An 18,282-nucleotide genomic window follows, 5' to 3' on the forward strand; every position below is an offset into this window, starting at 1 on the left:
ATTTTCTTGTCAGAGTGTCTAAACCATTGCTTTAACTGGTGCGCCGCAAGCCGTTGATTCTAAGCAGAAATTATCCATTTCGGAGACAGCCGAAATAAGACAGTTGCTCAACGGTATCGTGCGTGCGTCCGGCCTCAGCGCCGATGTTTTGCAAAAAACGCCAGCATCATCCGGCTCGCATCCGGCCCCGCTTTCGCGTTGAACGCCAGCCGCTCGTCGCCGCCGCTCCAGGCGTGCTCCAGTGCGTCGATATGCGCCTCCCGAACCACCAGCTTGCGGCCCAGGTAGTAGTCGCGGATGACGTGGCCATTGCGGTTGCCGCGGCGGCCCGCCGGTTCGATGCGGATGCGCGGCGCCGTGTCCGCGGGCAAGCCGTTCAATAGCAAGCTCTGCTGCACCAGTTGCCCCTGGTTGACGGAACGCACCACGCTGTCCGCCGCGCCGTGGATCAGGATCGTCGGCATCGTCGGGAAATCGGCACGACGCATCAGCACTTCGCGGATGGCCTCGGCCGAACGGGCGCCGCCGCCATGCTGCATGACGCCAAGCGCGCCGATGGCGCCGTTGCCGGCGCCGAACACGGGGCCGGAGTGCAGCCCCACGGCCGCGATGATGTCCGGATAACTCAGCGCCATGATATTGGCCATGCCCGCACCGGCCGAGATACCGCAGGCATACACCCGCTGCCGGTCGATGGGATATTGTCGCAGCACCTTCGCCAGTACGGTGGCGACAGGCTGCACGTCACCGCCACCGGCCTGCGTGGCGCGGTCGAACCAGCGCCAGCAGCGGTGCGCGTGCACACTCGTCGATTGCTGCGGATACAGCACCGCATAGCCCTTCTTTTCCGCCAGCAGGTTCATCCGCGTGCCCTGCGCAAATTCCGTGGCCGTCTGCTGACAGCCGTGCAGCATCAGCACGAGCGGCAGGCCGTCCCGCAGCGCTTCCTCCGGCACCGTTTGCGGCAGATACAACCAATAACTCATCCGTCGCGGCGGTGCGTCCGGCAGCGCGACCGTTTCATGCCCGAGCAGCCATTTGCCGGGCGCGGCGGGTACGGCAGCGGCGCGCCTTGCGGCTGCCTTGCGGACCGTCTTGCGGGCCGGCGCCGCGGTAACCGCCGGTAACGACAGCAGCCCCGCCATCATCTTGCCGGCGGCCCGCTGCTGGGTCTTGCCCAGCTTTACCAGGCTGCGCATCAGCCCCGCCCCACTTGCCCTGCTGCCACGTTTTGCCATGCCAGCTTCCCCCGTGAAGAGCCCACACTATTGACTTATAGTAATAACAAGAAAATGTCGCTTGCGCTATTCTGGCATGCGCACCGCCGCGTTATCCGGCGGATTTCACCACAGGATTCACAGGAGACCACAATGAGCTATCTCGACCGAGACCCGTTTGGCATTTACCGTGACCGCAGCACCAGCGATGGCCCTGGGCCACGCCTGATGGGCGCCGACACCCTGATGGGCGAAGACGTCTATAACCGCCAGGAAGAAGACCTGGGCGACATCAAGGAAATCATGCTCGACATGCAGAGCGGACAGATCGCCTATGCCGTGCTGTCGTTCGGCGGCATCCTGGGCATGGGTGACAAGCTGTTTGCCGTGCCTTGGCAGGCGCTGCAGCTCGATACCGTCAACAAACGCTTCATCCTCGACATTCCGAAGGAACGGCTGGAAAGCGCACCAGGCTTCGACAAGGACGCCTGGCCCGATATGGCCAGTCCCGAATTCGGCAGCCAGATCCACGGCTTCTACGGCACCCAGCAGGCAATGCCGGGCCAGATGACGTCCACCGGCAGCGTGATGGGCAGCGGCACCAGCACGATGCAAAGCGGCAGCAGCTATGGCCAGAGCGGCAGCCTGTCGGGCGACGCCAGCGGCAATATGAGCGGCAACAGCATGTCCGGCAACCAGGGCGCGAGCCTGGCGTCGGGAACCGGCCTGTCGAGCCAAAGCGGCAGCCTGGGCAGTGGCAGCTCGGGCCTGGGCAGCAATACGCTGGATCTGGGCAGCGGCTCGGATCTGACCGACAAGAACGTCAACCAGGTCGGCGGGCTGTCGAACCAGAGCGCCAGCATGGATCCGAACAAGAAATATTAAGCGGCCGGCAGCGCAGGCCGCCCTGCATTGCCGCGAACGAGGCTGATAAATGTCGGAAGGGCCGGGGTCGACCCGTCGGATCTGCCTGCTCTCCGGCTCTCATCACAATGCGGCGCAGGCAAACATCGGTGACGGCTTTCCCTGGACATGCCCAGGGAAAGCCTGTCACCTGCCCACTAGCGTTGCATCGATTCCCATACCTTGAACAGCCGCTTGACGGATACCGGCATCGGCGTGCGCAACTCCTGCGCGAACAGCGACACCCGCAACTCCTCCAGCAACCAGCGAAATTCCACCAGCTTCGGATCGGTGTTCTTGCCGGCCGACTTGTCGCGCGCCACCCTCAGGTAAGGCTGCGCGGCCTGCTGCCATTCGGCCATCGATTTCGCATCGCGGGCCGCATCGGCACGCAGCTTTTCCAGGCGGACGTTCATCGCCTTCAGGTAGCGCGGGAAGTGCGCCAGCTGGGAAAACTCCGTATCGAGCAGGAAGCGCTTGTGCACGAGGCCCTTGAGCTGTTCCTGCATGTCCGCAGCCGCCTGCGGGTTGATGCCCTGCAGCCGCTTGGGCAAGCCGTGAAACTCCGTCAGCACCTGCGAGACGAGGCGGGCGATCTCGTTCACCAGCAGCACGAGGCGCGACTTGCCCTCGTCCTTGCGCTTGTTGAACGACGCGGCATCCGTTGGCAGCGGATCCTGCAGGCAGGCGATGTCGATTGCCTTGGCAATGATCTGGTCGCGCAGTTCCTCCTGCGTGCCCATCGCCATGAACTGCATGCCCATCTGCTGCAGGTTCGGGATGCTCTTTTCCACGAACTTGATCTGGTCCTTCATCTGCAGCGCGAACAGCCGGCGCAGCCCGACGCGATGCGTGCGCGCCGCCACGTTCGGGTCGTCGAACACCTCCAGGTCGCAATGACCGACCTTGTCGACCAGCGCCGGGAAGCCGATCAGGGTCAGCTTGCCCTGCACGATCTCCAGCAGTTCGGGCAGTTCGCCGAACGTCCACGCCGTGATGTTCGTATGCGCCGCGGCGGGGGCCGGCGGTGCGGCAGGTGCGGGCGGCGGCGCACTGCCCGGTTTGCCGCCGGCCTTGACCTCGCCGGCGATGCCGCCGTGTGCCGCGCCTTTTGCCGGTTTTGCGCCGCCATCGAGCCGCGCCAGCGATGCGCTCGACGCCGGCGGCGCATTCTCCGCCATCTTCTGGAAGCTCTGGCGCGCCTGGAGCCCGTACTCGGCCTGCAAGGTCGCCAGGTTGCGGCCCATGTCCAGCTGGCGTCCGTGCTCGTCGAGCACCTTGAAGTTCATGAAGTGGTGCGCCGGCAGCTGCTCGGGCTTGAAGTCGGACGTCAGCACGTTGATCGTCACCTGCTCGCGGATGTCGGCGATGATGGCGTCGATCAGGTCACCGCGCCCGAACGATTCTTTTGCTGCGATCCGTTCGCAGAACTTCGCCGCGTAATCCGGCAACGGCACCATATGGCGGCGCTGCTTCTGCGGCAGGGATTTGAGCAGCAGGTGCACCTTCTCCTTCAGCATGCCCGGCACCAGCCACTCGCACCGTTCGCGCGACAGCTGGTTGAGCGCATACAGCGGCACGTGCAGCGTGACGCCGTCGCGCACCGTGCCCGGCTCGAAGTGATACGTCAGCGTCATCTCGATGCCGGCAGCCAGCATCTTCTTCGGGAACAGCTCCGTCGTCACGCCTGCCGCCTCGTGGCGCATCAGGTCTTCCTTGACGAGGTACAGCAGCTTCGGGTCGGCCTGCGTGGCCTTCTTGTGCCACGCCTCGAAACCGGCGCCGTTGACCACGTCGTGCGGAATCAGCTTGTCGTAGAACGCTTCGATCAACTGCTCGTCCACCAGCACGTCCTGGCGGCGCGACTTGTGTTCCAGCGTCTCGATTTCCTTCACGAGCTTGTGGTTGTAGGCGAAGAACGGTGCGCGCGTGTCGTAGTCGCCGGCCACCAGAGCGTCGCGGATGAAGATTTCGCGCGCCTCGGCCGGATTGTGCAGCGCGTAGTTGATGCGCCGCTGGCTGTACACCGTCAGACCGTACAACGTCGCCTTCTCTGCCGCCGTCACCTGCGCCTGGCGCTTCTCCCAGCGCGGCTCGCCCCACGATTTTCTCAGGAGGTGGGCGCCGACCTTCTCCAGCCATTCCGGCTCGATCCTGGCGATCGTGCGCGCATACAGCCGCGTCGTCTCGACCAGTTCGGCCGCCATCACCCACTTGCCCGCCTTCTTGCCCAGCGAGGAGCCGGGCCAGATATGGAACTTGATGCCACGCGCGCCCAGGTAGCCCGGGTCGTCTTCCATCTTGAAGCCGACGTTGCCCAGGAGGCCCGTCAGCAGCGCCATATGCAGCTGCTCGTACGTCGCCGGTGCCTCGTTCAGGCGCCAGCCCTGTTCCTTGACCAGGGTGAGGAGCTGCGAGTGCACGTCGCGCCATTCGCGCAGGCGCACCTGCGACAGGAAATTGCTGCGGCAGTTGTCCTGCAGCTGGCGGTTGGTTTTCTTGTGTTCGATGGCGTCCGCAAACCAGTGCCAGATCTTCAGGTACGACAAGAACTCGGACTTCTCGTCGTTGAATTTGGCGTGCGCCTGGTCTGCGGCCTGCTGGTGCTCGATGGGACGGTCGCGCGGGTCCTGCACGGACAGCGCCGATGCCACGATCAGCACCTCCGTCAGGCACGCGCTCTCCTGCGCCGCCAGGATCATGCGGCCCACGCGCGGGTCCAGCGGCAGCTTGGCCAGCTTGCGGCCCAGCGGCGTCAAGCGGTTGTCGTCGTCCACCGCGCCCAGCTCCTGCAGCAGCTGATACCCATCGGCGATGGCGCGCGCCTGCGGCGGCTCGATGAACGGGAACGTCTCGACGTCGGTCAGGTGCAGCGACTTCATGCGCAAGATAACGGCCGCCAGCGACGAGCGCAGGATCTCGGGTTCGGTGAACTTCGGCCGCCCGTTGTAATCCTGCTCGTCGTACAGTCGGATGCAGACGCCGTCGGCCACGCGGCCGCAACGGCCGGCACGCTGGTTGGCCGCCGACTGTGCGATCGGCTCTACCTGCAGCTGTTCGACCTTGTTGCGGTAGCTGTAGCGCTTGACGCGCGCCGTGCCGGCATCGACGACGTAGCGGATCCCCGGCACCGTCAGCGACGTCTCGGCCACGTTCGTGGCCAGTACGATGCGGCGCTGGTTCGTCGTGCGGAACACGCGGTCCTGCTCCTCGACGGACAGGCGTGCGAACAGCGGCAGGATCTCCACGTGCGGCGGATGGTGCTTGCGCAGCGCCTCGGCGGCATCGCGGATCTCGCGCTCGCCCGGCAGGAACACCAGCACGTCGCCCTGCCCCAGGCGGCACACTTCATCGACGCCGTCGACGATGGCATCCATCAGGTCGCGCTTCTCCTTGGCCGCGGCGGACGTGCGCAATTGCGGCTTGGCGGCGTTCGCGCCGGGCGGCAGCGTCATCGCCTCGCGCTCGACGGGGCGGTAGCGGATCTCCACCGCGTACAGGCGGCCCGAGACCTCGATGACGGGCACGCGCGGCTTGCCTTCCTGCGAGAAGTGGCGCGCGAAGCGCTCCGCATCGATCGTGGCGGACGTGATGATGACCTTCAGGTCGGGCCGGCGCGGCAGCAGCTGCTTCAGGTAGCCGAGCAGGAAGTCGATATTCAGGCTGCGCTCGTGGGCTTCGTCGATGATGATCGTGTCGTAGCCCTTGAGCAGCGGGTCCGTCTGCGTTTCGGCCAGCAGGATACCGTCCGTCATCAGCTTGACGTACGCGCCCTTGTGCAGCGTGTCGTTGAAACGTACCTTGTAGCCCACGTGCTCGCCCAGCGGCGAGCCCAGTTCCTGGGCGATGCGTTTCGCGGTGGACGACGCGGCGATCCGGCGCGGCTGCGTGTGACCGATCAGGCCATTCTGGCCGCGCCCCAGTTCCAGGCAGATCTTCGGCAGCTGCGTCGTCTTGCCCGACCCCGTCTCGCCGGAGACGATCACCACCTGGTGGCGGCGCAACGCCTCGGCGATTTCCTCGCGGCGGCCCGAGACAGGCAAGTCCTCGGGAAAGCGGATCGGCGGCAGCGGATTGCGGAACGCCCGTTCCGCCTCGCGTTCGGCGCGCTGCGCTTCGCGTGCGGCGCGGGCGGCCGCCTGTTCCTGCGTCTCGGGTGTCTTCGGCCCGTTCGGCTGACGGCGCTGGCCCGACTCTCCGCGCCGCGCCGCCTCGCCGGGCGCGCGTGCACGCCCCTCGCGCGGCTGGCGCGGCTGGCCGTCCGGCGCGGGCCGGGTATCCTTGGGCTTCTCGACGGGGGTGACGGGAGAGGAGGAAAGGGACTGCTTGCTGGCTTCTGACATTGTTTTTTACATAGTTTTGCGGTGAAAACCGCGCAGCGAATTATAATGCGGCCAATGGAAAACCCTACCGAATTCGTCCACTGGCTGCGCTCTGTCGCACCGTACATCCATGCCTTCCGCGGCAAGACCTTCGTGATCGCCTTCCCGGGCGAGCTGGTGGCCGCCGGTGCCCTGCCGGTGCTGGCGCATGACCTGTCGCTGCTGCACGCGCTGGGCATCAAGGTTGTCGTCGTCTACGGCTCGCGCCCGCAGGTTGCCGAACAGCTGGCCCTGCGTAACGTCGCAGGCCGTTTCCACAACGGCATCCGCATCACCGACACCGCCGCGATGGAATGCGCCAAGGAAGCCGCGGGCGAACTGCGTCTCGATATCGAGGCCGCATTCAGCCAGGGTCTGCCGAATACGCCCATGTCGAACGCGGCGATCCGCATCATTTCCGGCAACTTCGTCACGGCGCGTCCGCTGGGCGTCATCGACGGCGTCGACCTGGAACTGACCGGCATCACCCGCAAGGTCGACGCCGAAACGATCCACTCGATCCTCGGCACCGGCGGCCTGATCCTGCTGTCGCCGCTGGGCTTTTCGCCTACCGGCGAGGCGTTCAACCTGACGATGGAGGACGTGGCCGTCTCCGCCGCCGTGGCGCTGCACGCCGATAAACTCATCTTCATCACGGAAACCGAGATGATGCGCGACGCGGCCGGCACGGATATCCGCGAGCTGTCGTCGCACCAGGCCGAAGCCGTGCTGCAGGCCGGATTCCTGCCGCCGGAGACGGCGTTCTACCTGCAGCATGCCATCAAGGCGTGCAACAGCGGCGTGGAACGCTCGCACATCGTGCCGTTTGCGATGGACGGCTCGGCCATGCTTGAACTGTTCACCCACGATGGCGTGGGCACGATGATCAGCCACGAGAACCTGGAAAGCCTGCGTCCCGCCACAATTGAGGACGTCGGCGGGATTATCAAGCTGATCGAGCCATTGGAGGCGGATGGAACGCTCGTCAAGCGGGGGCGCGAACTGATCGAACGGGAAATCAATTATTTTTCCGTCATCGAGCATGACGGCGTGATCTTCGGCTGCGCCGCGCTGTATCCGTTCCCGGAAGAGAAAATGGCAGAAATGGCATGCCTGACCGTCAACCCGGAAGTGCAGGCGCAGGGCGACGGCGAACGCATCCTGAAACACCTGGAAAACCGCGCGCGCGCGTCGGGCATCACGAAACTGTTCGTGCTGACGACCCGCACGGCGCACTGGTTCATCAAGCGCGGCTTCGTGCCGGCCACCGTCGACACGCTGCCGAAAGACCGCCAGCGCATGTACAACTGGCAGCGCAAGTCCCAGGTCCTGGTGAAAACCTTATAATTCCCCTTTAGCGACAATCACAGGAGCACCCGCGATGGCCCGTACCGTCCACTGCATCAAACTGAACAAGGAAGCCGAAGGCCTGGACTTCCCCCCTTATCCGGGTGAACTGGGCAAGAAAATCTATGAATCCGTGTCGAAGGAAGCATGGGCCGCCTGGCTCAAGCACCAGACGATGCTGGTCAACGAAAACCGCCTGAACCTGGCCGACGTGCGCGCCCGCAAATACCTGGCCGCACAGATGGAAAAGCACTTCTTCGGCGAAGGCGCCGACCAGGCCATGGGTTACGTGCCGCCACCGGCCTGAGCCATAGCGACAAAACGAAACGGCGCCTCGGCGCCGTTTTTTTATGGCCAGAACCGGAGCCTGTCACCGGTTTTTCCTGAAAACCGGTGACAGGCTCCGATTATTCGAGTGTTGCCTGAAAAATGGGGTCTGTCCTTTTTTCAAGCAACTTCCACAAAACCGGAGCCTGTCACCGGTTTCTCTTACTTTGCGGCGTTGACGATCGTGCCGATAACGTCCGGGAATGCCTGTGCGCCCGTTGCGCGGTTGAAGAGGCCGGACTGGTGGTTGTCCGTGTAGCCGTTGTCCCAGTACATCGGCACGAGGCCATGCGTGAAGGCCGAGCGGGTGATGTACTGATCCCAGTATTTCCGGTGCGTGCCGGCCGCGTCGTATTCCGAGCGCAGAATGGCCGCGTATTCACCCAGGATGACGGGCACGCCCTGGTCGATGAAGCGTGTCTTCATTTTCTGGAACTGAGCATCCGTATAGGGCTCGTTGGCCCAGCCCGACGGGTTGGCCGCCTGGCCCCACTTCCAGCTGCCCGAATTGGCGTCCAGCGTGAAGTCGTACGGATCGTAGTAATGCACCTCCATCATCAGGCGGCCGGCGGCGACGTCGCCAGGCATCGCAGCATTGCACGAAGTCGCATGATCGATATTGGTATTAAAGCCCTGTACGACCAGGTGGCGCCTGGCATTGTTGCCGCCCGTGTTGCGCACCGCCGTGACGAAGACCTGGTTGAACCCCTTCTGCACGTCGCAATATTCGACCGTGGGCGCGTTGTAGTCGCCATCGACCATCACTTCGTTGGTGCCAGCGAACAGCAGCGTATCGTCGTGATTCCTGAAGTTATTGGCAATCTGCGTCCAGAATTTCGTCAGCCGCGCGTTGGCCTCCTTCTGCCGGGCATAGGTCGGCTGCAGCCAGCCGCCGTCCCAGTGGACGTTGATCATCGCGTACAGCCCGGCGTTGTGGGCATAGTTGACGACCTCGGTGACGCGCTCCATCCACTGCGGGCTGATGTTGTCTCCCGCATCGGCATACTGCTTCCACGATACCGGGATGCGCACGCTTTTGAAGCCGGCGGCCCGGATGCCGTCGATCAGCGCCTGCGTCGTGCGCGGATTGCTCCACGCCGTCTCGTTGAAATTCGTGCTGCCCCAGACATACGTGCCACCGACCGCTTCCAGCGAATTGCCCAGATTCCAGCCGGGCGCCATATTCTTCGACAGCTGCATGCTGGTCAGGCTGCGCATCACGCCCACGCGCACGGCGCGGGCGGCACCCGAATCGAAGCTGCCGCTGCCGCTGGTGAACTTGATCCAGTACCAGTACGCCCGTCCCGGCACCGCGCCCGTGTCCGAGTAGCTGGTAACGCCGCCCGCCAGCTGGGCGATACGGCTGCGGCCGGCCGTGTCGATGTCCGCATCGCGGTACACCTGCACGGCGCTGACGGGACCGTTGATGGTCCAGCGCAGCTCGACGCCGTTGCCGGCCCCGGTGGCGCTCAGGCAGACGGTGGCGCCGCCGCCGCTGCCGCACTGCGTCTGCGCCTGTACCAATGGGGCCGCGCCGACGGCCAGCGCGACCAACGTTCCGATTAGCGATCTCATCTTCTTCTACCTTTCAGGAAAGGGCCCGGCCGGTGTCTCCTCCGGATGCGGGCATGTGGGGAAAGCGTTGTTGTAGGGGTATTGTCGGAGGGGGGCGACGACGCGGCAATTGTGAAATCCGCCAAGGACGGACATAAAATCGCGTGCAAAGAAAAAACGGCGCCGCAGCGCCGTTCACCCCTCAAAACCCGGGACAGTCCCTGGTTTTAAAGAAATTTCCTGGAAACAGGGGTCTGTCCCGGGTTTTTTAATACTGCTGCTTGCGTACGCCCTCTGGCGTGCCCAGCAGGCAGACGTCTGCGCCGCGGGCAGCGAACAGGCCGACGGCCACGACGCCGACGATCGCGTTGATGCGCGTTTCCAGCGCCACCGGGTCGGTGATCGACAGGCCGGCCACGTCGACGATGTTGCCGCCGTTGTCGGTGACGAACGCTTCCTCGGAGCCGGCTTTCGTGCGCAGCTTCGGCTGGCCGCCCAGCGCGGCCAGCTGACGCATGACGGCATTGCGCGCCATCGGCAGCACTTCCACCGGCAGGGGGAACTTGCCCAGGGTTTCGACCAGCTTGGAGCCGTCGGCGATGCAGACGAACTGCTTCGACACGGAGGCAACGATCTTCTCGCGCGTCAGCGCCGCGCCGCCGCCCTTGATCATGGCGCCCTGCGCGTTGATCTCGTCGGCACCGTCGATGTAGACGGCAATCGAGTCGACGTCGTTCAGGTCGAACACGGGAATGCCGTGGCCGGCCAGGCGCGCGGCAGTCGCTTCCGACGACGCCACGGTGCCCTTGATGCGGTCCTTGATCTTCGCCAGCTCGTCGATGAAGAAGTTGGCCGTCGAGCCGGTGCCGACCCCGATGATCTCGCCATCGACAACGTAGTCGATGGCGGCGCGGGCGGTGGCTTGTTTCAGTTCGTCTTGGGTCATGATTGCAATGGTAGGATGGGGAATCGGATCGGGCGTCATTCTACCAGCAGCACATGACAGGTACGCCGGGACGCCGGACCCGCGACCGTTGTGCGAAAATGGGCCTTCGACAAGACTTGCAGACAACCACATGCCGAACCCCATCGTATTGATCGTCGACGACAGCCGTGTTTCCCGCCTGGTCACGCGCCAGCACATCCTGGCCCGCCATGCCGACTGGACCGTCGTCGAAGCCGGCACCGGCGAGGAAGCACTCGCCAGGGCGCCGGAACTGCAGCCCCAGCTGGTGCTGCTGGACGTGAACATGCCAGGCATGGGCGGTGTCGCTGCGGCTGAACAGATGCGCCGGCTGCTGCCGGCGGCCCATATCTCGCTGCTGACGGCCAATGTGCAGGAAGCCACCCGCAAGCGCGCCCAGGATCTCGGCATCGGCTTCATGGAAAAGCCCATTACCGAGGAACGCATCGCCCGTCTGATCGCCCCGCTGGAAGGCTGATATGGTTGAACTGTCCGAACTGGAGCATGACGCCCTCGTCGAGATCTTCAATATCGGCGTGGGACAGGCCGCGGCCGCCATGAGCGGCATCGTCGGCGAGGAGGTGACGATGTCGGTGCCGTCGATTACCTTCCTGTCGCGCATAGAAGCGGCCCAGCTGCTGGAGGATGCGCACCGCCGCAGCGGCAGCATGCAGGGCACTGGCGAGCGCATCTGCGGCGTCAGCCAGCATTACGAGGGCGCATTCCAGACCGAAGCCATCCTGATGTTTCCGGAAGACAAAAGCCTGGAAATCGTCCGGCTCATGGTGGGCGAATCCGTGCCGCTGGCCGAGCTGTCGGAAATGGAACAGGAAGCGATGAGCGAAATCGGCAATATCATCCTCAATTCCTGCGTCGGCACGCTGGCCAATATCTTCCAGCAAGAGCTGCATGGCTCGCTGCCCGTCTACCAGGTGGGCAGCAGCGACGAGATCCTGGACGCCACCGGCAGCCGCGCCGAAACGGTCGTCATGATGCTGCACATCGACTTCATCCTGGAAAAGCACCAGATCCACGGCTATGTTGCATTCATTCTCGACGTGACGGCACTGCACGACCTGAAGGAACAGATCGACCGGTATCTGGCGCGGGCGATGGGACAGCATTGACAGCATGACCGATACTACTCGCCTGCAATTACTGGAAAGCGTACTGGAAGCGGTCAGCGTCGGCGCCGTCGTGCTCGATGCCGACGGCCGCATCGTGCTGTGGAACCGCTGGATGAGCCGCCATTCGGGCTGTGCCACCCACAAGGCCGTCGGCACCGAGCTGTTCGACCTGCTGCCGGAGCTGCGCGGCGGGCGCGTGCAGGCGGCCGTCACGCAGGCCCTGCAGAACAATTTTTCGTCGCTGCTGTCGCAGACGCTGAACCGCTCGCCCTTCCCCCTGTTCGCCAGTCCCGCCGCGGCAGCACGCGGCGAACGGATGCAGCAGGCCGTCGCCGTGACGCCGCTGACGTTGCCCATCGGCGGGCGCCACTGCCTGATCCAGCTGTCCGACGTCAGCATGGCGGCCGGGCGTGAGAAGCTGCTGCGCGAGCAGACGGAGATGCTGCGCATGCAGACGTTCTCGGACGGCCTGACGGGCGTCGCCAACCGGCGCGCATTCGACGTGGCGATCGACCGCGAAGTGCGCCGCGCCAAGCGTTCGGGCAGCACGGTGTCGCTGCTGATGATCGACATCGACTACTTCAAGCCGTATAACGATCATTACGGCCACCAGCAGGGCGACCAGTGCCTGATCCAGGTGTCGAGCGCGCTGCAGGCCCAGTTGCAGCGCTCCGTCGACATGCTGGCGCGCTACGGCGGCGAGGAATTTGCCGTCATCCTGCCCGACAACGATCCGCGCCAGGCCATGCAGATGGCCACCACGCTGCACGGGCGCATCGTCCGACTCGCCCTGCCCCATGAATACGCAGGCGGCCCGGACAAGCAGATCACCGTCAGCATCGGCGTCGCCACGCTGGCGCCGGACCGCCATGGCGACGTGGCGGCGCTGATCGGGGCGGCCGACCACGCGCTGTATGCCGCCAAGCGGCAGGGCCGCAACCGCATCGTCGCCGCGCCGCCCGAGCTGCTCTAGTCCACCGGGGCGCCGCAGCTTTCCGGTGCGTGGTAGCCTGTAACCATCAGGCGCACCGTACCGTGGCCAGGCCCCGGTCTCCCGCGCGCCGCCAACCACAAGGAATGACGATGCTGACCAAAACCGATCTCCCCGTACGTGCCGAACCGGTGCGCCTGCGTCGCGACATGACGCTCGAAGATGCCTATCGCCGTATCGGCCTGAACTGCCTGCGCCAGATCCGCGCCAATGCCGCGGGCGCGCAGCACAAATCCGTGGAAAGCCTGCACCAGATGCGCGTCGGCCTGCGCCGCCTGCGCGCAGCGCTGGACCTGTTCGGCAACCTCGTCGCACTGCCCGAGCCGATGCGCGCCGGCCTGGATGCGCTGGCGCAGCAGCTGGGCGCCACGCGCGACTGGGACGTGCTGGCCACCTCCACCCTTGCCGGCTTCGACGCCGCTGCCGAGCAGATCGCCAGCCTGCAGGTCGCGGCGCAGGAACGCTCGCAGCGTAGCCATGCCGCACTCTCGGCCGCGCTGGAAACGCCGGTGCACATGCAGCTGCTGACGGAAGTGGAAGACTGGTTCGAACAGCGACGCTGGCGCGAGCAGCCCGACTTCGATGCCGGCGCGCTGCAGCAGAAGGCCACGCGCGCCGCCGTGCCGCTGCTGGCCCACGCACAGCGACGCCTGCGCAAACGCGTCAAGGGTCTCGAGGACGGCAAGGCGCCGGTCGAGGGCGAGGCTGCCCACGCCCGCCACCGCGTGCGTATCGCGGCAAAAAAGGCGCGCTACGCGGCGGAGTTCTTCCATTCGATCCTGCCGGGGCGGAAGATGAAGCGCTACATCGGCAGCCTGTCAGGCCTGCAGGACAGGCTCGGCGAGCTCAACGACCTGGCGGTGGCGGAAGGACTGCTGGCGCAACTGGCCGAGCATCCGGGCCGCAATGCCGTGTCGCGCGAGCAGATCATGTTTGCACGGGGATTCGCGGCGGCGCGATCGGCCGCCTGCGTAAAGGCTTTGCACAAGCCGCTCAAGGCGCTGGTGAAGTTGCGGCCGGTGCGGGGGTAAGTTTTACGTCCGCGACAGGCACCTGTTTCAGGGTCGGAGACCCAAACACAGGTGCCTGTCCCCAGCTTCTTCAGCGGATCTGCAGCTGCGCCAGAATCTCGCGGTCGATCGATTTCAACGGCACGCTCTTCTCCACCCCGCCGCGCTTGACGGCTTCCTTCGGCATGCCGTAGACGACGCAGCTTTCCTCGTCCTGCGCCACCGTGCGGGCACCGGCGTTGCGCATTTCCAGCAGGCCGGCCGCGCCGTCGTCGCCCATGCCCGTCATGATGATGCCCAGCGCGTTGGCGCCGGCGTTGCGGGCGACGGAGCGGAACAGCACGTCCACCGACGGCCGGTGCCGGTTCACCAGCGGGCCGTTGACCACTTCCACGAAATATTGCGCGCCGTCGCGGCGCAGCAGCAGGTGGCGCCCGCCAGGCGCGATCAGCGCGCGCCCCGGCAGCACACGGTCGTTGTGGCGCGCTTCGATCACATTGATCTGGCAGACTTTATCCAGCCGTTCCGCGAACGCCGCCGTGAATTTTTCCGGCATGTGCTGGACGATGACGATGCCGGGCGTAACACGCGGCAGCGCCGTCAGCACTTCCTCCAGCGCCTGGGTGCCGCCCGTGGACGTGCCGATGGCAACGATGCGCTCCGTCGTCTGCAGCGGCGTGCGTGACTCCGCCAGGGCCGGCAGGATCGCGTCGGCCGTCAGCTTCGCCGGCGCCTGCTGCGGCGTGGCCCCCACCGACGCCCGCGCCGCCAGCCGCTTGACGTTGGCCTGCGCGGCGGCGCGCACGGCCGCGACCAGTTCGTCCGCGCTGTCGTTGAGGAATTCCTTCAATCCCAGGCGCGGCTTCGTGATGACGGCGACCGCTCCGGCGGCCATTGCCGCCATGGTCGTTTCCGCGCCCCGCTCCGTCTGCGTCGAGCAGATCACGACAGGGGTCGGGCGTTCGGCCATGATCTTGCGCAGGAACGTGATGCCGTCCATGCGCGGCATTTCCACGTCCAGCACGATCACGTCCGGCCAATGATGCTTCATCCGTTCGATGGCCAGCAGCGGATCGGCCACTGCGTGCAACAGCTCGATGCCGGGCGCCGCCTGCAGCAGCGCGCCCACCATCTTGCGCACCACCGCCGAGTCGTCCACCACCATCACCCTGATCGGATTCGCCGCCATTGTCCTTACGCCGCCTTCTTGTACACCGAGGGCATCACGGGCCGCACGGCATCGCTGATCTCGTTCAGCGTTTCCGAGTGACCGATGACGAAATGGCCGCCCGGTTTCAGGGGCGCCGTCACGCGCGCCACCACCTGGCGCTTGGTGTCGCCGTTAAAGTAGATCATCACGTTGCGCAGGAAGACCATGTCGAAGGCGCCCAGTTCCGGCAGCGCCGTGTTCAGGTTCACCTGGCGGAACGTCACGCGGCTGCGCAGCGTGCGGTCGACCAGCAGTGTGCCCTGCTGTTCGGCGATGCCCTTCAGGCAGAAGCGGCGCAGGTAGTCCGGCGGCACGTGGGCCGCCCGTTCCATCGGGTAGTGGCCCGTACGGGCGCGCGCCAGCACGCGGGTGCTGATGTCGGACCCCACCACTTCCCACGGCGTATTGCCCAGCGTGTCGGCCAGTACCATGGCGATGCTGTACGGCTCCTCCCCCGACGAGCACGCGGCGCTCCAGACGCGGAACGGCGCACCGGTGCGCAGGTTTGGCCGCGCCGCTTCGGCCGTGGCCTTGAGCAGCTCGAAATGGCGCGCCTCGCGGAAGAAGTACGTCTCGTTCGTCGTCAGCAGGTCGACGGCGATCTGCACCTCGTCCTGATGACGACCGCTCGACAGCATGCCGAGGTAGGCCGCATAGCTGGCCATGCCGTGGTGCGCCAGCCGCTTGGCCAGGCGGCCGCTCACCAGCGCCTTCTTCGCGTCCGACATCGTGATGCCGGCGATATCGAAGATGAAGCGCTGGAACTGCGCGAACTCCGGCTCGCTGATCGGGTAGGCGCCCATGCTCAGGCCGCAGCCGCGTCGGCAGCCTGCTCCGGCAAGGTCGCCAGCGCTTCCAGCGCCAGCACGTGATCGACGTTGAGCAGGATGACGAACTTGCCGTTCAACTTGCCCATCCCGGCGATGAAGTCGCCGCGGATACGCGTGCCGAACGACGGTGCCGGCTCGATCTCGCTGGCCGCGATGTCCAGCACGGCGCTGACGGCATCGACGACGACGCCCGTCACCTGCCGCTCGCCCTCGTTCTCCGTCTCGACGATGACGATGCAGGTGCGCTTGCCCGGCACGGCCAGCGGCCGGCCGAAGCGCGCCGCCAGGTCCATGACGGGAACGACGGCGCCGCGCAGGTTGATCACGCCGCGGATACAGTCGGGCATCATCGGCACTTCGGTAATTCCGGAGAATTCAATGATCTCCTTGACCGCCATGATGCCGATGGCGAACGCTTCGCCGCCCAGCATGAAGGTCAGGTATTGGGCGGTCTCGTTCGCGCCCGTGACGGATGTTGTCTGCTTCATTTTCATGCTCAGAATTTGGTGAAGTTCGCTTCGTCCGGCTCGCCGTGGACAGCGAAGCTGTCCGCCAGCTTCAGCGACGTGCGGCGGCCGTTTCGTACGCCCTGCGGCCGGCGCGATGCAACGGTCAGCGCGGTGCCGCGCGCGCCGCGGGTACCGTCCAGGTGGAAGAAGCCGATCGCCACCTGCAGCTGTTCCGCCTGGCTGCTCATCTCTTCGGCCGTCGCGGCCAGTTCCTCGGAGCTCGACGCGTTCTGCTGCGTGCCCTGGCTCATCTGGCCAACGGCGGCGTTGATCTGGCCGACACCGGCCGATTGCTCTTCCGAGGCCGCCGTGATTTCCTGCACGAGGTCTGACGTGCGGCGGATATTCGGCACCATCTCGTCCAGCAGTGCGCCGGCCCGTTCGGCCAGTTCCACGCTGTTGCTGGCGACTTCGCCGATTTCCTGCGCCGCCACCTGGCTGCGTTCGGCCAGCTTGCGCACCTCGGCCGCGACGACGGCAAAGCCCTTGCCATGTTCACCGGCACGCGCCGCCTCGATGGCCGCGTTCAGCGCCAGCAGGTTGGTCTGGTACGCGATATCGTCGATGATGCCGATCTGCTTGGCGATCCGCTTCATCGCGACGACGGTGGCCTTGACGGCTTCGCCGCCTTCGGCAGCCTCGCGCGCCGCCTTGCCGGCCATGCCGTCGGTGACGCGGGCATTTTCCGTGTTCTGCGAAATGGAAGCCGTCATCTGCTCCAGCGACGCGCTGGTTTCCTCGACGCTGGCGGCCTGCTCGGACGCGGCCTGCGACAGCGACTGCGCCGTGGCGCTGACTTCTTCCGACGCCGATGCCAGCGATTCGGCGCTGGCATTGACCTCGCCGACCACTGCGGCCAGCTTGTCCATCGTGCCGTTCGAGTAGTCCTTCAACTGGGCGAATGCGCCTTCGTAGTCCTTGTCGATGCGCTTGGTCAGGTCGCCCTCGGCCAGCGCCGCCATCACGCGCACCACGTCGGCGATGCTGGTGCCGGTCGTCGTCACCAGCTGGTTCAGGCCATCGCCCATCTCCTTCTGGAAGCCCTGCATGCCCGTAGTGTCGACGCGTGTATCGAAATTGCCGTGATTGGCTGCCTCGACGACGGCGCGCTGGCCGTCGATGACCTTGCGCAACCTGGTCACCATCTCGCTCACGGCATGCAGCATGCTGTGGCGGTCGCCGCGGCGAACGCGCACGTCGGCCGACAGGTCCCCGGCGGAAATCTGCTTGAGCAGCTCGGCCGCGTAGGCCGGCTCGCCGCCGATCAGGCGCGTGATCGTGACGGTGATCCACGTCGCCATCAGGATGCCGGCCAGGATGGCGATGGCGCCCAGCGTGAGCTGCTCGCGACGGGCGCTGTCGGATGCTTCGATGGCGGCCTTGGCGCTGGCATCCATCGCCTCGTTCTGGTGGTTGATGATCTTGGCGATCGATTCGGTATACGCCGCCTGCACAGCTTCCACCTGGCTTATCAGCAGCGCGCGCGCTTCGTCGCGCCGGCCTTCGCTGATCATCGTCAGGTACTGGTCCTGCAGCACCCGGTAGCGCTGGCGATGTTCCTGGGCGGTTTGCAGCGCCTCCTTGCCGCGGGCGGACGCCACAGTGGCCTCCAGCCTGTCGAAATTGGCGCGCAGTTCGACGCGGTTCGCTTCGATCGTCGCCAGCTCGCGGCGCTTCTTGTCGGCGTCGTCGAAGATGGCCAGGTTGCGCATGGCGATGGCAATCTCGTGGATATTGCCGATCAGGTCATAGCTGCGCACCACCTTCGGGTACTTGTCGGTGATGACGGTATCGACATTGCCGCTGATGGTGCCGATACTGCGCAGCCCCAACAGGACCATGCCGATGAGGAGGATGCTGACGGTGCCGAAGGCGATGGCCAGCCGGACGCTGAGTTTCAGATTACGGAACATGATGACTCCAGGCGGCGGC

15 protein-coding genes are annotated in these 18,282 nt (G+C 65.4%); 7 read left to right on the top strand and 8 right to left on the bottom strand.

Annotated features, from left to right (window positions below):
- Window positions 1–134 precede the first annotated feature (134 nt).
- Window positions 135–1,199, bottom strand: a complete 1,065-nt coding sequence (locus E1742_RS09390) for an extracellular catalytic domain type 1 short-chain-length polyhydroxyalkanoate depolymerase (RefSeq protein ID WP_166793452.1) — start codon at window positions 1,197–1,199, stop codon at window positions 135–137.
- Window positions 1,200–1,370: 171 nt separating this feature from the next.
- Between E1742_RS09390 and E1742_RS09395 the strand changes: the two genes are divergently transcribed.
- Window positions 1,371–2,102 (top strand): PRC-barrel domain-containing protein, encoded by a 732-nt coding sequence (locus E1742_RS09395; RefSeq protein ID WP_134384632.1) that lies wholly within the window; start codon window positions 1,371–1,373, stop codon window positions 2,100–2,102.
- 176 nt (window positions 2,103–2,278) lie between these two features.
- Here the strand turns inward: E1742_RS09395 and hrpA are convergent, their stop codons facing one another.
- Window positions 2,279–6,463 carry an ATP-dependent RNA helicase HrpA gene (gene hrpA, locus E1742_RS09400; RefSeq protein WP_134384633.1) on the bottom strand — a complete coding sequence of 1,395 codons (4,185 nt, stop codon included), beginning with the start codon at window positions 6,461–6,463 and terminating at the stop codon, window positions 2,279–2,281.
- A gap of 54 nt (window positions 6,464–6,517) precedes the next feature.
- Here hrpA and argA point away from each other — a divergent pair, with 54 nt between their 5' ends.
- Both argA and E1742_RS09410 read left to right on the top strand, forming a co-directional pair.
- Window positions 6,518–7,828, top strand: a complete 1,311-nt coding sequence (argA, locus tag E1742_RS09405) for an amino-acid N-acetyltransferase (protein WP_134384634.1) — start codon at window positions 6,518–6,520, stop codon at window positions 7,826–7,828.
- 34 nt (window positions 7,829–7,862) lie between these two features.
- A complete protein-coding gene (locus E1742_RS09410; protein WP_107143414.1) occupies window positions 7,863–8,135 on the top strand; it encodes an oxidative damage protection protein in 273 nt (90 codons plus the stop codon).
- A gap of 182 nt (window positions 8,136–8,317) precedes the next feature.
- Here E1742_RS09410 and E1742_RS09415 read toward each other — a convergent pair whose 3' ends face one another.
- Window positions 8,318–9,730, bottom strand: a complete 1,413-nt coding sequence (locus tag E1742_RS09415; RefSeq protein ID WP_134384635.1) for a glycoside hydrolase family 5 protein — start codon at window positions 9,728–9,730, stop codon at window positions 8,318–8,320.
- 247 nt (window positions 9,731–9,977) lie between these two features.
- Entirely contained in the window at window positions 9,978–10,655 is a 678-nt protein-coding gene (gene rpiA / locus E1742_RS09420) for a ribose-5-phosphate isomerase RpiA (protein ID WP_134384636.1), read from the bottom strand.
- A 130-nt stretch (window positions 10,656–10,785) separates the two neighbouring features.
- Here rpiA and E1742_RS09425 point away from each other — a divergent pair, with 130 nt between their 5' ends.
- The 4 genes from E1742_RS09425 (at window position 10,786) to E1742_RS09440 (ending at window position 13,822) form a co-directional block, all read left to right on the top strand.
- Window positions 10,786–11,151, top strand: coding sequence for a response regulator (locus E1742_RS09425; protein ID WP_134384637.1), 366 nt, complete (start codon window positions 10,786–10,788; stop codon window positions 11,149–11,151).
- A 1-nt stretch (window position 11,152) separates the two neighbouring features.
- Window positions 11,153–11,800 carry a chemotaxis protein CheC gene (locus tag E1742_RS09430; protein ID WP_134384638.1) on the top strand — a complete coding sequence of 216 codons (648 nt, stop codon included), beginning with the start codon at window positions 11,153–11,155 and terminating at the stop codon, window positions 11,798–11,800.
- 4 nt (window positions 11,801–11,804) lie between these two features.
- Window positions 11,805–12,773 carry a sensor domain-containing diguanylate cyclase gene (locus tag E1742_RS09435; protein ID WP_134384639.1) on the top strand — a complete coding sequence of 323 codons (969 nt, stop codon included), beginning with the start codon at window positions 11,805–11,807 and terminating at the stop codon, window positions 12,771–12,773.
- 110 nt (window positions 12,774–12,883) lie between these two features.
- On the top strand, window positions 12,884–13,822 hold the full coding sequence (locus E1742_RS09440) for a CHAD domain-containing protein (RefSeq protein WP_166793453.1): 939 nt from the start codon (window positions 12,884–12,886) through the stop codon (window positions 13,820–13,822).
- Between the two features lie 70 nt (window positions 13,823–13,892).
- On the opposite strand, the gene E1742_RS09445 is transcribed toward E1742_RS09440, so the two are convergent.
- Genes E1742_RS09445 through E1742_RS09460 form a run of 4 tightly spaced genes read right to left on the bottom strand, consistent with a single transcriptional unit; the run spans window position 13,893 to window position 18,263 of the window.
- Window positions 13,893–14,990 carry a protein-glutamate methylesterase/protein-glutamine glutaminase gene (locus E1742_RS09445; protein ID WP_134384641.1) on the bottom strand — a complete coding sequence of 366 codons (1,098 nt, stop codon included), beginning with the start codon at window positions 14,988–14,990 and terminating at the stop codon, window positions 13,893–13,895.
- A gap of 5 nt (window positions 14,991–14,995) precedes the next feature.
- On the bottom strand, window positions 14,996–15,814 hold the full coding sequence (locus E1742_RS09450) for a CheR family methyltransferase (RefSeq protein ID WP_134384642.1): 819 nt from the start codon (window positions 15,812–15,814) through the stop codon (window positions 14,996–14,998).
- A gap of 2 nt (window positions 15,815–15,816) precedes the next feature.
- Window positions 15,817–16,329 (bottom strand): chemotaxis protein CheW, encoded by a 513-nt coding sequence (locus E1742_RS09455; protein WP_206076742.1) that lies wholly within the window; start codon window positions 16,327–16,329, stop codon window positions 15,817–15,819.
- A gap of 8 nt (window positions 16,330–16,337) precedes the next feature.
- Window positions 16,338–18,263: a methyl-accepting chemotaxis protein gene (locus tag E1742_RS09460; protein WP_134384644.1), complete on the bottom strand. Its 1,926-nt coding sequence runs from the start codon at window positions 18,261–18,263 to the stop codon at window positions 16,338–16,340.
- Window positions 18,264–18,282 lie beyond the last annotated feature (19 nt).

This window comes from Pseudoduganella plicata, from assembly GCF_004421005.1.
In the GTDB taxonomy this organism is placed as follows: Bacteria; Pseudomonadota; Gammaproteobacteria; order Burkholderiales; family Burkholderiaceae_D; genus Rugamonas; species Rugamonas plicata.

Coding starts and splice junctions, on each gene's coding strand:
- E1742_RS09390 (WP_166793452.1), bottom strand. CDS start 1,199: ATGCGCAGCCTGGTAAAGCTGGGCAAGACCCAGCAGCGGGCCGCCGGC.
- E1742_RS09395 (WP_134384632.1), top strand. CDS start 1,371: ATGAGCTATCTCGACCGAGACCCGTTTGGCATTTACCGTGACCGCAGC.
- hrpA (WP_134384633.1), bottom strand. CDS start 6,463: ATGTCAGAAGCCAGCAAGCAGTCCCTTTCCTCCTCTCCCGTCACCCCC.
- argA (WP_134384634.1), top strand. CDS start 6,518: ATGGAAAACCCTACCGAATTCGTCCACTGGCTGCGCTCTGTCGCACCG.
- E1742_RS09410 (WP_107143414.1), top strand. CDS start 7,863: ATGGCCCGTACCGTCCACTGCATCAAACTGAACAAGGAAGCCGAAGGC.
- E1742_RS09415 (WP_134384635.1), bottom strand. CDS start 9,730: ATGAGATCGCTAATCGGAACGTTGGTCGCGCTGGCCGTCGGCGCGGCC.
- rpiA (WP_134384636.1), bottom strand. CDS start 10,655: ATGACCCAAGACGAACTGAAACAAGCCACCGCCCGCGCCGCCATCGAC.
- E1742_RS09425 (WP_134384637.1), top strand. CDS start 10,786: ATGCCGAACCCCATCGTATTGATCGTCGACGACAGCCGTGTTTCCCGC.
- E1742_RS09430 (WP_134384638.1), top strand. CDS start 11,153: ATGGTTGAACTGTCCGAACTGGAGCATGACGCCCTCGTCGAGATCTTC.
- E1742_RS09435 (WP_134384639.1), top strand. CDS start 11,805: ATGACCGATACTACTCGCCTGCAATTACTGGAAAGCGTACTGGAAGCG.
- E1742_RS09440 (WP_166793453.1), top strand. CDS start 12,884: ATGCTGACCAAAACCGATCTCCCCGTACGTGCCGAACCGGTGCGCCTG.
- E1742_RS09445 (WP_134384641.1), bottom strand. CDS start 14,990: ATGGCGGCGAATCCGATCAGGGTGATGGTGGTGGACGACTCGGCGGTG.
- E1742_RS09450 (WP_134384642.1), bottom strand. CDS start 15,814: ATGGGCGCCTACCCGATCAGCGAGCCGGAGTTCGCGCAGTTCCAGCGC.
- E1742_RS09455 (WP_206076742.1), bottom strand. CDS start 16,329: ATGAAGCAGACAACATCCGTCACGGGCGCGAACGAGACCGCCCAATAC.
- E1742_RS09460 (WP_134384644.1), bottom strand. CDS start 18,263: ATGTTCCGTAATCTGAAACTCAGCGTCCGGCTGGCCATCGCCTTCGGC.